General features: G+C 70.2%; 13 protein-coding genes. 8 read left to right on the top strand and 5 right to left on the bottom strand.

What is annotated here, in order from left to right; genetic code table 11:
• Positions 1-106 precede the first annotated feature (106 nt).
• Positions 107-1636 (bottom strand): aldehyde dehydrogenase (NADP(+)), encoded by a 1530-nt coding sequence (locus tag AB0I54_RS19855; RefSeq protein WP_363297318.1) that lies wholly within the window; start codon positions 1634-1636, stop codon positions 107-109.
• 154 nt (positions 1637-1790) lie between these two features.
• On the opposite strand from AB0I54_RS19855, the gene AB0I54_RS19850 reads away from it, so the two are divergent.
• The 5 genes from AB0I54_RS19850 to AB0I54_RS19830 all read left to right on the top strand — a co-directional run bounded on the left by AB0I54_RS19850 (position 1791) and on the right by AB0I54_RS19830 (position 7033).
• Complete coding sequence (locus AB0I54_RS19850) at positions 1791-2564, top strand: IclR family transcriptional regulator (RefSeq protein ID WP_363297317.1); 774 nt, start codon at positions 1791-1793, stop codon at positions 2562-2564.
• An 86-nt stretch (positions 2565-2650) separates the two neighbouring features.
• Positions 2651-3619 carry a hypothetical protein gene (locus AB0I54_RS19845; RefSeq protein WP_363297316.1) on the top strand — a complete coding sequence of 323 codons (969 nt, stop codon included), beginning with the start codon at positions 2651-2653 and terminating at the stop codon, positions 3617-3619.
• Entirely contained in the window at positions 3616-4866 is a 1251-nt protein-coding gene (locus AB0I54_RS19840; RefSeq protein WP_363297441.1) for a histidine kinase, read from the top strand. The genes AB0I54_RS19845 and AB0I54_RS19840 overlap by 4 nt, the downstream gene beginning before the upstream one ends.
• Complete coding sequence (locus AB0I54_RS19835; RefSeq protein WP_363297315.1) at positions 4863-5525, top strand: response regulator transcription factor; 663 nt, start codon at positions 4863-4865, stop codon at positions 5523-5525. The genes AB0I54_RS19840 and AB0I54_RS19835 overlap by 4 nt, the downstream gene beginning before the upstream one ends.
• A 53-nt stretch (positions 5526-5578) precedes the next feature.
• Complete coding sequence (locus AB0I54_RS19830; RefSeq protein ID WP_363297314.1) at positions 5579-7033, top strand: penicillin-binding transpeptidase domain-containing protein; 1455 nt, start codon at positions 5579-5581, stop codon at positions 7031-7033.
• 98 nt (positions 7034-7131) lie between these two features.
• On the opposite strand, the gene AB0I54_RS19825 is transcribed toward AB0I54_RS19830, so the two are convergent.
• Positions 7132-8583 (bottom strand): NCS2 family permease, encoded by a 1452-nt coding sequence (locus AB0I54_RS19825; RefSeq protein WP_363297312.1) that lies wholly within the window; start codon positions 8581-8583, stop codon positions 7132-7134.
• 236 nt (positions 8584-8819) lie between these two features.
• On the opposite strand from AB0I54_RS19825, the gene AB0I54_RS19820 reads away from it, so the two are divergent.
• The 3 genes from AB0I54_RS19820 (at position 8820) to AB0I54_RS19810 (ending at position 11140) form a co-directional block, all read left to right on the top strand.
• The gene (locus AB0I54_RS19820; protein ID WP_363297311.1) at positions 8820-9389 is read left to right on the top strand and encodes a SigE family RNA polymerase sigma factor; all 570 of its coding nucleotides are present in this window, start codon (positions 8820-8822) and stop codon (positions 9387-9389) included.
• Positions 9386-10225, top strand: coding sequence for a hypothetical protein (locus AB0I54_RS19815; RefSeq protein ID WP_363297310.1), 840 nt, complete (start codon positions 9386-9388; stop codon positions 10223-10225). Before AB0I54_RS19820 ends, AB0I54_RS19815 begins: the two co-directional genes overlap by 4 nt.
• Before the next feature lie 84 nt (positions 10226-10309).
• Entirely contained in the window at positions 10310-11140 is an 831-nt protein-coding gene (locus AB0I54_RS19810; protein WP_363297309.1) for a pectate lyase, read from the top strand.
• A 102-nt stretch (positions 11141-11242) separates the two neighbouring features.
• Here AB0I54_RS19810 and AB0I54_RS19805 read toward each other — a convergent pair whose 3' ends face one another.
• From AB0I54_RS19805 to AB0I54_RS19795, 3 genes are all read right to left on the bottom strand, one after another.
• On the bottom strand, positions 11243-12397 hold the full coding sequence (locus tag AB0I54_RS19805) for a right-handed parallel beta-helix repeat-containing protein (protein ID WP_363297308.1): 1155 nt from the start codon (positions 12395-12397) through the stop codon (positions 11243-11245).
• A 161-nt stretch (positions 12398-12558) separates the two neighbouring features.
• Positions 12559-13356 carry an HAD family acid phosphatase gene (locus AB0I54_RS19800; protein WP_363297307.1) on the bottom strand — a complete coding sequence of 266 codons (798 nt, stop codon included), beginning with the start codon at positions 13354-13356 and terminating at the stop codon, positions 12559-12561.
• A gap of 99 nt (positions 13357-13455) precedes the next feature.
• The gene (locus AB0I54_RS19795; protein WP_363297306.1) at positions 13456-14571 is read right to left on the bottom strand and encodes a pectate lyase; all 1116 of its coding nucleotides are present in this window, start codon (positions 14569-14571) and stop codon (positions 13456-13458) included.
• Positions 14572-14578 lie beyond the last annotated feature (7 nt).

Here is a 14578-nt window from a genome sequence, read left to right as displayed (position 1 = left end):
CGCCACAACCGGGGCCCGACGGACGTACCACCGTTCACCAGAGCCCGCCCAGCCGGCTTCCTCGCGCCGCGGCCTCGCCGTCGGCCGCTCCGTCGCGAGGCGCAGGTCAGCGTTCCAGGTGGCCGTTGAAGCGGCGGGGCAGGCCCAGGGGGTTGTCGTCGCGGAGTTCCTTCGGGAGCAGGGCCTCGGGGGCGTTCTGATAGGCGACCGGGCGCAGCCAGCGTTCGATGGCCGTGCCGCCGACGGACGTCGAGGTGGACGTCGTCGCCGGGTACGGGCCGCCGTGGTGCTGGGCCGGTGCCACCGCGACACCCGTCGGCCAGCTGTTCACCAGTACCCGGCCGGCCAGCGGGGTCAGCTCCGCGAGGATTTCCGCGCCGCGGCCCTCGCCCGCGGCCTCCTCCGTCGAGAGGTGCACGGTCGCGGTGAGGTTGCCGGGCAGTCGGGACAGTACGGCGTTCGCCTCGTCCTGGTCCTCGTAGCGGACCACCACGGTCACCGGTCCGAAGCACTCCTCCAGGAGCAGGTCGTACGCCCCCTCCTCGGCCAGCCGGTCCGCCGGAACCGTCAGGAAGCCCGGGCTGACCGTGTGCTCGCTGCCCGCGCCGGGGGTCACCGGGGACTCCACGCCGGACAGCGCGGCCCGCTCGGCGACACCGGCGACGAAGTTGTCCCGCATGCGGTGGTCGAGCAGGACCCCCGCCTCGGTGGCGCTGACCGCGTCCGTGAGCGACTTGACCAGACCGTCGCCCGCCGCGCCGGACGGCACCAGCACCAGGCCCGGCTTCACACAGAACTGCCCCACGCCCAGCGTCATCGACCCGGCGAGACCGGCGCCGATCGCCTCGGCGCGCTCGGCGGCCGCGGCCTCGGTGACGACGACGGGGTTGAGGGAGCCCAGTTCGCCGTGGAAGGGGATCGGGACCGGCCGGGCGGCGGCCGCGTCGAAGAGGGCACGTCCGCCCCGTACGGAACCGGTGAAGCCGGCCGCCGCGACCAGCGGGTGCCTGATGAGTTCGATGCCCGCCTCGAAGCCGTGGACCAGGCCAAGGACACCGTCGGGGATGCCGTGCTCGGCGGCGGCCCGACGCAGCACCTTGGCGACCAGCTCGGACAGCGCGGGGTGGTCGGGGTGGGCCTTGACGACGACCGGGTTGCCCGCGGCCAGGGCACTCGCGGTGTCACCGCCGGCGACCGAGAAGGCGAAGGGGAAGTTGGAGGCCGAGTAGACGGCGACGACGCCCAGCGGGACCTTGTAGCGGCGCAGGTCCGGGATCGGCGGGGTCGCGGTGTCGTCGGGGTGGTTGACGATGACGTCGAGGAAGGCGCCCTCGTCGACGATGTCTGCGAAGGCCCGCAACTGGTAGGTGGTGCGCGCGAGTTCGCCGGTCAGCCGGACCGGACCCAGCGCGGTCTCGGCGTCGGCGGCCTCGACCAGCTGGTCCCTGGCCGCGTCGAGGCCCGCGGCGGCGGAGCGCAGGAAGGCCGAGCGCACGGCGCGGTCGGCCAGCGAGCCGCGCGCGGCGTGGGCGGCCCGGACGGCGGTGTCCACCTCCTGGGCCGTGGCCTCCACCGCAACCTGTTCACGCTGCTTCCCGGTACGCGGGTCGACACTCCAGACTGGTGCTGCTGCCACCGCGAATCCCTCCACGTTCATTGCGGATGCATTGCCGCTGCAATTACCGCAGTATCTGGGTCATTCACCAGGGCGTTCGATATACTGAACACCGTCTCTGATGATGAATATGCTGTTGGAGACTATTTCCCGTCGAACGAAGGGGTCAAGGGCGATGTCGGCAGGCGAGACAGGCGGCGGGGCGCAGGTCAAGTCCGCGGTGCGGACCGTTGAATTGCTTGAGTACTTCGCCGGACGGCCCGGTATGCACTCCCTCGCGGCGGTCCAGGAGGCTGTCGGTTATCCCAAGTCCAGCCTGTACATGCTGCTGCGCACGCTGGTGGAGCTGGGCTGGGTGGAGACGGACGCGACCGGCACCCGGTACGGCATCGGGGTGCGGGCGCTGCTCGTCGGCACCTCCTACATCGACGGCGACGAGGTGGTCGCGGCGGCCCGGCCCACCCTGGACCGGCTCTCCGACGACACCACGGAGACCATCCACCTGGCCCGCCTGGACGGCACCAACGTGGTGTACCTGGCCACCCGGCAGTCCCAGCACTACCTGCGCCCGTTCACCCGCGTCGGCCGCCGGCTGCCCGCCCACTCCACGTCCCTCGGCAAGGCACTGCTGGCGACCCACACCGACGAACAGGTCCGCAAGCTGCTCCCGGAGACCCTGCCCGCGCTGACCGAGCACACCATCACCGACCGGGAGCAGCTCATCGAGGAGCTGCACCAGGTCCGGGAGCAGGGCTTCGCCGTGGACCGCGAGGAGAACACCCTGGGGCTGCGTTGCTTCGGCGTCGCGATCCCGTACCGCACCCCCGCGCGCGATGCCATCAGCTGCTCGGTGCCGGTGGCCCGGCTGACCCCCGCCCATGAGCAGATGATCAAGGACGCCCTGTTCGACGCCCGGGACCGCCTGACGCTGGCCACGCGGAGGCTGTGAGCGGGACCGCGTCTCCCCCGTGCGGCGGAGGTGGATCATCGTCGTGCAGGAGGCGGACCCGCCCGTCGGCACGGGAGCGTTGAGGCATGAACCTCTCAACCGCGCCCGCCGCGGCCCGCGTTGCCACCGGCTTCCGGCGCCGCGCGCTGCGGCTCGTGGCCGTCGTCGCCTGTCTGCCGTATCTCGGCCTCAAGCTCGCCTGGATCACCGGGAGTCACCTCGGCATCCCGGACGGGAGTCCGCTGCTGAAGCACCGGGTGACGATGGTGGTCGCCAACGGGCTCACCGTGTTGATGGACGCGGCCGTCATCGTGCTGGCGCTGTTGCTGACCCGGCCGTGGGGACGGCGGGTGCCCTCCTGGCTGCTCGCGGTGCCGATGTGGGTCGCCACGGGACTTCTCGCGCCGATCATGGTGGGATTTCCGCTGCAACTGGTCGTCCACGGGGGTACGGACGGCGGTGACGACCGGCCGTTCCTCGACGGGTGGGTGTTCGGGGTCGTGTATGGGGGGTTCATCGTGCAGGGGCTCACGCTGGGGGCGCTCTTCGTCGGGTACGCCCGCGAGCGGTGGGGACACCTGTGGCAGGGGCGGGTGTGGGACCTGCCCGCGCGGAGCGCGCCGGCCGCGCAGCGGACGATCGCCGTGACGGCGGCCGTGTTCGCGCTGGTTCCGGGCACGCTCCGGCTGCTGTGGGCCTGTGGGGTCACGACCGGGCGGGACCCGAGCGGCAGCCGGGCGATGGAGGTGGTGTACGTCGGCTTCCTGGCCGCCGCCGTCGTCGGCGCCTGGCAGCTCGCCTTCCGGCGCGGCCGCCCATTGCCGGTCGGTGTGCCGCTCGCCCTGGGCTGGATCGGCTCCGGGGCGGTGGCCTGCTGGGGCGCGTGGCAGGCACTGGCCCCGCTCACCGGGGTGAACGACAGCGCCGACGGCCCGACCGCACTGCTGAACCTCGCCTACGCCGGCCAGGTGGCCACCGGCGTCCTCGTCGCGGTCCTCGGCGCCCGGTTCCTCGCCGCGCGGTCCGCGCGGGCCCCGAAGCGGCCCGCGTGGTGAGGAGGTTCGCCCGGCCGCTGTTCGGCCGCACGGCGCGTCGCCGCTGGATCCATCTGATCCTGGGGGGCGCGCTCGCCATGCCGTACGTCTTCGTCGGCGAGGTGGTCGTCGGGCCCGTCCTCGGCTCGAACCGCTTCTGGGGCGACCTGCCGGTCCAACTGGCCTCCTTCGCCGTGGGGTTGCCGATCGCCGCGGTCACCTCCCTGTTCCCGCTGACCCGCCCACTGGAGGCGGGTGCCGCCCGCGCCCTGTGCGGGGTGCGCCCGGACGCGCTGGCCCACGGTCCCGCCCGGACCCGGGCCGCCAAGGGGCGGACGGCGGCCTGGTTCACGCTGCACCTGGGGTTCGGCGGGATCGTCTCGGGCATGTCCCTCGCCGTGCCGCCGTTCGCGGCGGTGCTGATCGCGCTGCCGCTCTTCTCGTGGCTGCGCGACACCCGGCTCGGCCTGCCCGAAGTCCTCGACCACACCTGGACGCTTGCCCTCGCGCCGGTCGCCGGTGTCGCCATGCTGCTCGCGCTGGCCGGCTGCGCGGCCGGGTCCGGGGCGCTCCTCGCCCGCTGGGCGCCCACGCTGCTCGGACCCACCCCCGAGGACCGGCTCGCGGCGGCCGAGGCGCGCGCCGCCGACCTCGCCGTGCGCAACCGGCTCGCCCGCGAGCTGCACGACTCCGTCGGCCACGCCCTGAGCGCCGTCACCCTGCAGGCGAGCGCCGCCCGCCGTGTCCTGGACACCGACCCGGAGTTCGTCCGCGAGGCCCTCGCCGCCATCGAGGACACCACCCGGCGCACGGTGGGCGAACTCGACGCGGTGCTCGGCGTGCTGCGGGACGGCGACGCGCCCGGCACGGCACCCGCGCCGACCCTCGCGGCCGACCTGGACGGGCTGCTGCGACGCACCCGGGCGGCCGGGCAGAGCGTCGAGGCCACCGTCACGGCCGACCCGGCGACGCTCCCGCCGCCGCTCTCCCGCGAGGCCTACCGCATCGTGCAGGAAGGCCTGAGCAACGTCCTCAAGCACGCGGGCGCCCAGGTCGAGACCGCCCTGCGGATAGCGACCGCCGACGGGCACCTGGAGATCACCGTGGCGAACCCGCTCAGCGGCCCCTGCCCCTCCCGGCCCGGCGGCGGCCACGGGCTGCGCGGCATCGCCGACCGGGTCCGCCTCCTGGGCGGCACGGTGACGGCAGGCCCGGCCGAGGGGATGTGGCGGCTGCACGTACGACTGCCGATGAAAGGACCCGCATGACCCAGGCCCCGACCATCCGGATCGTCCTCGCCGACGACGAGCGCATGGTGCGCACCGCCCTGCGCGCCATTCTCTCCGCCGAGCCCGACCTGGAGGTCGTCGGCGAGGCGGCGACCGGCGCCGAGGCCGTGTCGGTCGTACGGGAGCTGAGGCCCGACGTGGTCCTGATGGACGTACGCATGCCGCAGACCGACGGGATCCGGGCCACCGAGCAGATCCTGGCCACGCTCGACGAGCCGCCCCGTATCGTCGTCGTGACCACCTTCGAGAACGACTCCTATGTGTACGACGCGCTGCGCGCCGGGGCCGCCGGGTTCCTGCTGAAGCGGGCCGAGGCCGACGCGCTGGTGCAGGCGGTGCGACTGGTCGCGCGCACCGACAGCCTGCTGTTCCCGTCGGCCGTGAGGGCGCTGGCCGCCGAGCACGCGCGCGCCGTCCCGACGCCTCCGGCCTGGGTGGCGAGGCTCACGGGACGGGAGAAGGAGGTGCTGCGGCAGCTGGCCGCCGGGCTCACCAACGCCGAGATCGCCCGGCGCATGGAGGTCGGCCCCGCCACCGTGAAGACACACGTCGCGGCGGTGCTGGCCAAGACCGGTGCACGGGACCGGACGCAGGCGGTGATCGCCGCGTACGAGGCGGGCTTTCTGAAACCCCGATGAGAAAAACGGGCGTACGGGAACGATTACGGCCCTCTCGGTCGTCTTCTTCCGGGATGAACAAGACGATCAGGCGGGCGTCCGTCTTCGCGCTGCTGCTCGTGCTCGCTCTGCTGATCAGGGCGACCTGGGTGCAGTACTACGACGGCCAGGCCCTCGCGGACGACAAGGACAACCGGCGCAACGCGATCGAGACGTACGCGGAGCCGCTCGGGAACATCATCGTGGCCGGCGACTCCATCACCGGCTCGACGCGGACGAAGGGGGGCGACCTCGCGTACAAGCGGACGTACAAGAACGGCGCGCTGTACGCGGCGGTCACGGGCTACGCGTCCCAGGCCTATGCGCCGACCCAGCTGGAGGGCATCTACCAGGACCTGCTCAATGGCACGGACAACCGGCTGAAGAACATCATGGACACGGTCACCGGCAAGCGCGCCGATCCGGGCAACGTGGTCACGACGATCGATCCGGATGTGCAGAAGGCGGCCTACCGGGCCCTGGGCGGCAACAAGGGCGCGGCCCTCGCGTTGGACCCGAAGACCGGGAAGATCCTCGCGGTGGTGTCGACCCCGTCGTACGACCCCACGACGCTCACCGACGCCAACACCGCGGGAACCGCCTGGAAGCGGCTCAACGCCGACTCGGACAAGCCGCTGACCAACCGCGCGCTGCGCCAGCCGCTGCCGCCTGGCTCGACGTTCAAGCTGGTCGTCGCGGCGGCCGCGCTGGAGGACGGGCTGTACAAGAACGTGGACGAACACACCGACAGCCCCGACCCGTACACGCTGCCCGGCACCACCAGGACCCTCGACAACGAGAACAAGTCCGCGCCCTGTGAGAACGCCTCGATCCGGGTCGCCCTGCGCTACTCCTGCAACAACGTCTTCGGCAAGATGGCCGTCGACCTCGGCCAGGACAAGGTGCGGGCGATGGCCGAGAAGTTCGGCTTCAACGACGACAAGCAGGATGTGCCGGTGCGCGCCTACGCGAGCGTGTACCCGTCGAACATGGACAAGGCGCAGACGGCCCTGTCGGGCATCGGCCAGTTCGACGTGACGGCGACCCCGCTCCAGATGGCCATGGTGTCGGCAGCCATAGCCAACGGCGGCAAGCTGGTCTCGCCGCACATGGTTTCGCAGATCACCGACAACGGTGGCGATGTGCTGCGGAACTACGACGACAGCACGGACACCAAGGAGATCGTGAGCTCCTCCACCGCCGAGCAGTTGCAGTCGGCGATGGAGACGGTCGTCAAGGACGGCACGGGTACGAACGCGCTGATCGACGGAGTGACCGTGGGCGGCAAGACGGGCACGGCCCAGCACGGCGAGAACAACAGCAAGACGCCGTACGCCTGGTTCACCTCGTACGGCAAGTCCGACAGCAGCGGCAAGGAGGTCGCGGTCGCGGTGATGGTGGAGCAGTCGGACGCGGCAAGGTCGGAAGTGAGCGGCAACGGCCTGGCGGCCCCGGTGGCCAAGGCGATGATGCAAGCGGCGCTCAAGTAAAGCGCCCCTTCAGGGGCGCGGGGCTGTATCGATGTGCGGCTCCGCCGCGTGGGCGCGACCAGCCGCGACGAAACCCGCAGCCGATCGCGCAGCGTCCCTCACTTCACACCCAGAACCTGCTCCACCGGATCGATCGCGAAGTAGACAAGGAACAGCACCGAAACCCCCCACAGCAACCAGTTGACCTCCCGCGCCTTCCCCAACACCGTCTTGATGACGACGTACGACAAGAAGCCCGCCCCGATGCCATCGGTGATCGAGTAGGTGAACGGCATCGCGGCGATGGTCAGAAACGCCGGGATGGCGATCTCGTACCGGTCCCAGTCGATGTGCTTGACGTGGGTCATCATCAGGAAGCCCACCGCGATCAGCGCGGGCGCCGCCGCCTGCAGCGGGACGATGGTCAGCAGCGGGGTGAGGAACAGCGCGAGACCGAAGAGGCCGCCGGTGACCAGGTTGGCGAAACCGGTGCGGGCACCCTCGCCGACACCGGCCGCGGACTCGATGTAGGCGGTGTTGGAGGAGGCCGAGCCCACACCGCCCGCGACGGCGGCGGCGCCGTCGATGAACAGGACCCGGCCGATGCCCGGCACCTGCCCTTTCTCGTCGAGCAGCCCGGCCTCCGCGCTGATGCCGACGATGGTGCCCATGGCGTCGAAGAAGTCCGACAGGACCAGGGTGAAGACCAGCAGGACCGCGGTGAGCACCCCGGCCTCGGCGAAGCCGCCGAACAGGCTGAAGTGACCGACGAGTCCGAAGTCCGGGGTGGCGACGATCTTGTCGGGCACCTTCGGGGTGGTCAGACCCCAGCTCTTGACGTCGGCGACGGCGTTGATGACGATCGCGACGACGGTCATGGTCACGATGCTGATGAGGATCGCGCCCTTCACCTTCCGCGCGACCAGCGCGATGGTCAGGAGCACGCCGAGACAGAAGACCAGTACGGGCCAGCCGGTGAGCCGGCCGACGGCGCCCAGCTGTACCGGCACGGTGGTGTGCGCGGCGTCCGGGATGCGGCTGACGAACCCGGCGTCGACGAAGCCGATGAACGCGATGAACAGGCCGATGCCGACGCCGATGGCCTGCTTGAGCTGGTGCGGGATGGCGTTCATGATCGCTTCCCGGAGTCCGGTGAGGACCAGGACGCAGATCAGGACGCCCTCCAGGACGACCAGACCCATGGCGTCGGCCCAGCTCATCAGCGGCGCCAACTGGAAGGCCACGACGGCGTTGAGACCCAGGCCGGCGGCGATGGCGAGCGGAAGGTTGCCGCCGACGCCCATGATGATCGTCATCACACAGGCCACCAGCGCGGTGGCGGTGACCAGTTGGCCGGTGTCGAGCTGGTGGCCGAACTTGTCCTTGGCACTGCCCAGGATGATCGGATTCAGGACAAGGATGTAGGCCATCGTGAAGAACGTGGCGAAGCCGCCGCGTATCTCCCGGCCGAAGCCGGACCCCCGCTCGGAGATCTTGAAGTACCGGTCGACGCTGTTCACCGCGGGCGGCGCGGCACTTGGCCGGTCGGCCGCCTTCTGGATCTCGGACATGGTCGTCCTCCTCGTTGGCTGAGTGATCGTGCGCGGATGCTGGCTGGATTGTTCCCACGTTGAACCGGTTTCAGGTTTTCTCCGTGTTACGGAATCGGGTTCGGCCTGCCATACCGCGTCCGAACCCCCGTACGAGGCAGGTCAAACGATCACTGCTACCCTCCGAATCCCGTCCGGCACTCCTCCGGATGCTCGCATGTCATTGACATGACACCCACAGACAGAAGAGGTCACCCGTGGGCACAGTCGTCGACGACGCCGCCTCGGTGGAGTTCCACGCCTTCTTCGAACGCCACTACGCCGAACTGTCCCGCCTCGCCCACCTCCTGACCGGTGAGGCGGACGCCGCGGACGACCTCGCGGCGGACGCGCTGCTCGCGCTGTGGCACCGCTGGGACCGGGTGCGCGCGGCCGACCACCCTGTGGCGTACGCGCGCGGCGTCGTCGCCAATCTGGCCCGCACCCGCATCCGCAGCGCGGTCCGCGAGCGCCGCCGGATCGCGCTGTTCTGGCCCCACCGCGAGGAGAAGACCGAGAACCCCGATGTGGCGGGCGTGGTGGATGTGCAGTCGGCGCTGCGCCGGCTGCCCTTCCGCAAACGCGCATGTGTGGTGCTTCGACATGCGTTCGACCTGTCGGAAAAGGACACCGCCCTCGCCCTGGGGATCTCGGTGGGTACGGTTAAGAGCCAGACGTCCAAGGGCATGGCCGAGCTGCAGAAGCTGCTCGGCGCCCAGGGTGTTCCGCAGAAGGTGCACGCGGCGGTGGCGGCGCGTGGCGGCGAGAGCGGAGGAAGGAACCGATGAGGCAGCAGGACGTGCACGACGAGCTGCGCGCCCGGCTGCACGAGGCGGCCGAGGCGCACGAACCCGACCGCGCGCGCATCCTCGCCAGCGTCGAGCGGGGCATGGCCGCCGGGGCCCGCCCCGACCACCGCGCCACGCGCCCGCCCGTGTTCGGCTGGGTGCGGGTGGTGAGTGCCACCGCCGCGGTCGCCGGTGTCCTCGCGATCGGCGGGTACGCGGTGGCGTCCGCGGTGAAGGAGAAGGCTCCCCCGCAGCAGACGGTCGCGGTGTCGCCGACGCCGGACGCGACGATGCGGCCGCCGGTCCACTCGGCGGCTCCGGCCCCCAGCTCCGGTGCCACCCACGATTCCCACAGGCCGAGTTCCTCCCCCTCGCCGACCCCGACGGCCTCCGGCTCCGCGCAGGCGCCCACCGCGCGGGGTGCGCAGGACGGTCCGCTGTGGTCGGACGGCTCGGTGGACCCGCACAGCAACGACTTCTGGGCGCAGAGCAATGTGACCCTGAAGGCCTCGGAGCAACTGACCTCGCTCACCGTGCGGCTGAAGGTCGCCCAGACCGGCGGGGTGTCCTCGGCCGGTGCCTGGCGTTCGCTGCCGGAGACCGACTTCACTCAGACGGTGACCGAGGAGGACGGCTTCCTGGTCTACACGTGGACGCTGAAGGAGGGCCGCAAGGTCGCGGCGGGTCAGTGGGTGTTCGCCGGGCAGTACAACCATGAGCGCGGCGGTCGGGACGCCAAGGACGACCGCTACACCATCACGGGCGGCGCGGGCGGCAAGCAGTACGCGGTGACCGGGGACTTCGCAGCGCACGACACCGGCGCGGGCGGCTCGTAGAAAGATTCCGCGGACGCGGCAACCCATTCCTCACCGGCGGCGACCAGGAAGCGCAAGGTTCCTCTCCCCACACAAGGAATGGGCATGACTCCACGAGCTGAACAGCGCGTCCGCCACCGCCGCCGGGTCACGAAGCGGCGGGCGCTGATCGCCGGATCCGCCGCCCTCGGCATCACCGGCGCCGCGATCGTCACCACGGCGATGCTGACCTCCGCGGGCGCCGCGACCTCCTGGCCGACCGCCAAGGGCAGCAAGGCCGTGCCGAAGACGATCGAGGTGTCGGGCACCTACGACGGCAAGCTCACCGAGTTCTTCGGGTCCGGAGCCCTGGGCACCGACAGCCAGGACGAGAACCAGGGCCCGATCTTCGAGCTCGCCGACGGCGCGACCCTGAAGAACGTCATCATCGGCACCCCGGCCGCGGACGGCGTGCACTGCCTGGGCAGTTGCACACTGCAGAACGTGTGGTGGCTGGACGTCGGCGAGGACGCCGCGACCTTCAAGGGCACGTCCGCCTCGGCCGTGTACACGGTCTACGGGGGTGGCGCGAAGAACGCCGACGACAAGGTGCTGCAGTTCAACGGCGCGGGCAAACTGGTGGTCAGCAAGTTCCAGGTGGAGAACTCCGGCAAGTTGGTGCGCTCCTGCGGCAACTGCAAGAAGCAGTTCAAGCGGACGATCATCATCAACGACGTGGACGTCACCGCGCCGCTCAAGGCCGTCGTCGGCGTCAACTCCAACTTCGGGGACACCGCGGCGCTGCGCAAGATCCGCATCCACGGCGACACCAAGAAGAAGGTCAAGACCTGTGTCCGCTTCAAGGGCAACAACACCGGCAAGGAGCCGACGGAACTGGGCACCGGCCCCGACGGAACCTCCTGCCTCTTCTCCTCATCTGACATCACGTACGGGTGAGCGACCCACCTCGATCCGCCGGCCTGGCCCCCCTCGGCCGGCATGAGAACGCCCCCGCCGGTGACGACCGGCGGGGGCGTTCGCCTGTGCCCGGCTCAGCGCCTAGTTCATCGTGGCGCCGACGGCCGTGCTGCCCGTGGTCAGGAACGTGGTCGTGGGCAGTGAGCCGCTCGACGCGCGGGATCCGTACGCCGTCGTCGCGTCCGTCGATTTGAAGGGCGGGGTGGCAACGCCGCTGTCCCAGTTGTTGGCGGCGGACACGGTGCGGGAGCCCAGCTTGGCCAGGCCCCCCTTGTTGCCGACCGCCAGATTGCGGGCGAGGCGTGCCTTGCCGGTGGCGAAGTAGAAGCCCGCCTCGGTGTTGGCGTACGCTGTGTTGCGGTTCAGCACGATCGCACCGGTGTTGGAGTTCTCGGTGAAGCCGTTGAGGGTGTTGTCCCAGGCCGCGTTGTTGTTGACGACGTGCGCGACCACGACTCCCCCGCCGCCCAGCTTGAAGCCGTTGCCGTTGCCCTCGAAGTCCGAGTCGTGCCAGCGGTTCTTGCCGTTGCCGAAGGCCCAGGAGTGCTCGATGGTGACCGGCGAGGAGAACTGCCAGAGGTCGAGGCCGTCGTCCGAATTGTTGTAGAGGCGGGCGCCGGTGACCTTGTTGCCGCTGCCGGAGCCGAACTTGATGGCGATGCCGTCCGCGTTCTGGCCGTGCCCGGAGGCGTCGAAGTTGCCGTAACTGTCCAGGTTCTGGACGAGGTTGCCGACCGTGTTGTCTCCGCGCAGGGTGAAGCCGGAGTCGCCGTTGTCCGCCGTGACCAGGTTCTTGAAGACACCGCCGGTGGAGGAGGTGACGACGAACCCCTGCGCCGGGGAGTTCTGGAAGGTGAGGTTCTGCACGGTCCAGTGGCTGCCGTAGATCCCGGCGAGCCAGGAGCCGGCGGGCAGCTTGGACCCGTCGATCTTCACCTTCTCGGCGCCGTGGGCCTGGAGCGTGATCCGGTTGGAACTGGTCCCGCTCGCCGTGGACTTGAGGGTGGCCGTCGGGTAGTACGTGCCGCCGCGCACCTGGATGACGGTGCCCGCGGCGGCGTTCTTCACGGCCGACTCCAGCTGGGCCGTGCTCGACACGGTGACCGTCGTCGTGGCGGCCTGGGCTCCGCTGTTGGACAGGCCGAGCCAGACGCCGCCGGCCCCGGCGCAGGCGGCCACCGCGGCGGCGATCGAGAGGGTGCGCGTCCTGCGGTGGCGTCCGCTGCTCTGACGCACTGACCGCTCCTTTCCTAGGGGGATGGGACGCAGTCAAGTCGCCGCCATGGCCGGAAGAGGTTGCCGCGCCCGCAGGAAAGGAAACGCGACGGGATCGTCTCCCGCCCGGTCGACGGACCGGGCGGGAGACGATCCCGTCCAAGCGTCTGACCCGTACCGGACTAGCTCACGAAGTACGTCGGGTTCGGGAGCTTGTACGTCCGGTCGGCGTAGCCGCCGTCGAGGTCCGAGTACTGGTCGCCGAAGTTGGCGATGATGTCGTACCCGAGGTCGTCCTCGATGTGCTCGCGGGTGCCGGCCTTGTACTGCACCGTCGTGCAGTTCCAGGTGCCCGGGGTGGCGCAGTCCTTCAGGTAGGCCGGGGGGTTGGCCTTGTCCTTGAGGAACATGTGGTCGGCGTCGAGGTTCACATCGGCGCCGATCTTCTTCAGGTTCTCGACCGCGGCGGTGCGCTGCGCCTCGCTCAGGCCCGAGTTGTAGAAGACCTCGACGCCCTTGGACTCGGCGTACTGGACCAGCTCGGGGCTGCCGAAGACGGCCGGGCGGTCGGCCTTGTTCACATAGTCCGCCCAGGTGGTGCCGTTGTAGGTGTAGTTGTAGCGCTTCTCGTAGTCGAGGCTGAGCAGCAGCGTGTCGTCGATGTCGAAGACGACCGCGGGCTTCTCGCCCCGGTGGTGGGCCTTGTGCGCGGCCCGGTCGATGTAGCGCTTGGCGGCGGCGTCGATGCGCGCCAGGTCCTTGGCGTACGGGCTGTCCGGGGACGCCTGGTACACGCCGTTGCTGTCGGCGGTGGTGCCGTAGTACGTGTCGATGTCCTTCACCAGGAGCCCGATGTTGTAGGGCTCGTGGGTGGAGTTGGCCGTCGACTGGTGTGCGGTGGCCGCGCCGGCCCCGTAGAGGGCGCCACCGGCGACGGCACAGGCGGCGGCGAGGGCCGCGAGACGCAGTGATTTATGCATGACAAAGGTTCTACGCGCGTCACCAGGGTGAGCGCGAGGCCCGTTGCCTGATCGATATCTGTCCCACAGGTGACACGGGCCTCACTTCACCCGTCCGGCTCAGTTCATGGTCGCCCCGATGCTCGTACTGCCCGTCGTCAGGAACGTCGTCGAGGGCAGCGAGCCGTCCGACTTACGGGAGTTGTACGTCGTGGACGCGTCCGTGGAGACGAAGGACGGGGTGGAGATGCCGGAGTCCCAGTTGTTGCCGGCGGAGACCACCGAGGAGCCCTTGGTGACCCGGCCGCTGCCGTTGCTCACCGCGAGGTTCTTGCCGAGGCGGGCGGCGCTGGTGGCGAAGTAGTAGCCCCCCTTGCCGTTGGCGTAGGCGGTGGTGCGGTTGATGACGATCGCGCCGGTGTTGGAGTTCTCGGTGAAGCCGTTGCCCGCGTTGCCCCAGGCGGCCGAGTTGTTGACCACGTGCGCGACCACCTCGCCGTCGCCGCCCAGTTTGTAGCCGTTGCCGTCGCCCGCGAAGGCCGAGTCGGACCAGCGGTTGAGGCCGTTGCCGAAGGACCAGGTGTGCTCGACGGTGACGGGCGAGGAGAAGGACCAGAAGTCGATCCCGTCGTCCGAGTTGTTGTAGAGGCGGGCTCCGGTGACCAGGTTGCCCGTGCCGGAGCCGAACTTGACGGCGATCCCGTCGGCGTTCTCGCCGTGGTTGGCGGCGTCGTAGTTGCCGTAGGAGTCGATGTTCCTGACCGTGTTGTTCACGGTGCCGTCGCCGGTGAGCGTGAACCCGGAGTCGCCGCCGTTGATGGTCTTGATGTTGTTCCAGTTGGTGCCGGTGCAGGACTGGCAGACGACCGCGCTGTCCGGGGAGTTCTGGAACGTGATGTCGGAGACGTTCCAGTAGTCCGCGGTGAGCTTGAAGATCCAGTCGCCGGAGGGCAGCGACGACCCGTCGATCCTCACCGTCTCCGAGCCGTACGCGGTGAGGGTGATCGGCGCGGAGGAGGTGCCGTTGGCCGTCGACTGGAGCGTGGCCGTCGGGTGGTAGGTGCCGCCGCGGACCTGGATGACGGTGCCGGCGGTGGCGTTCTTCATGGCGCCGGCCAGATCGGCCGAGTTGCTCACGACCACGGTCGCGGCGTGTGTCGGGGTGGCGACGAGACCGAGCGCTGCGGACGCGGCGGCGGCCGAGAGTGCGAGGGCGGTGCTCTTGATACGACGCATGACGTGC

This window comes from Streptomyces sp. NPDC050625, from assembly GCF_040654755.1.
Classification (GTDB): domain Bacteria; phylum Actinomycetota; class Actinomycetes; order Streptomycetales; family Streptomycetaceae; genus Streptomyces.
This window is presented reverse-complemented; position numbering and strand designations above follow the sequence as displayed.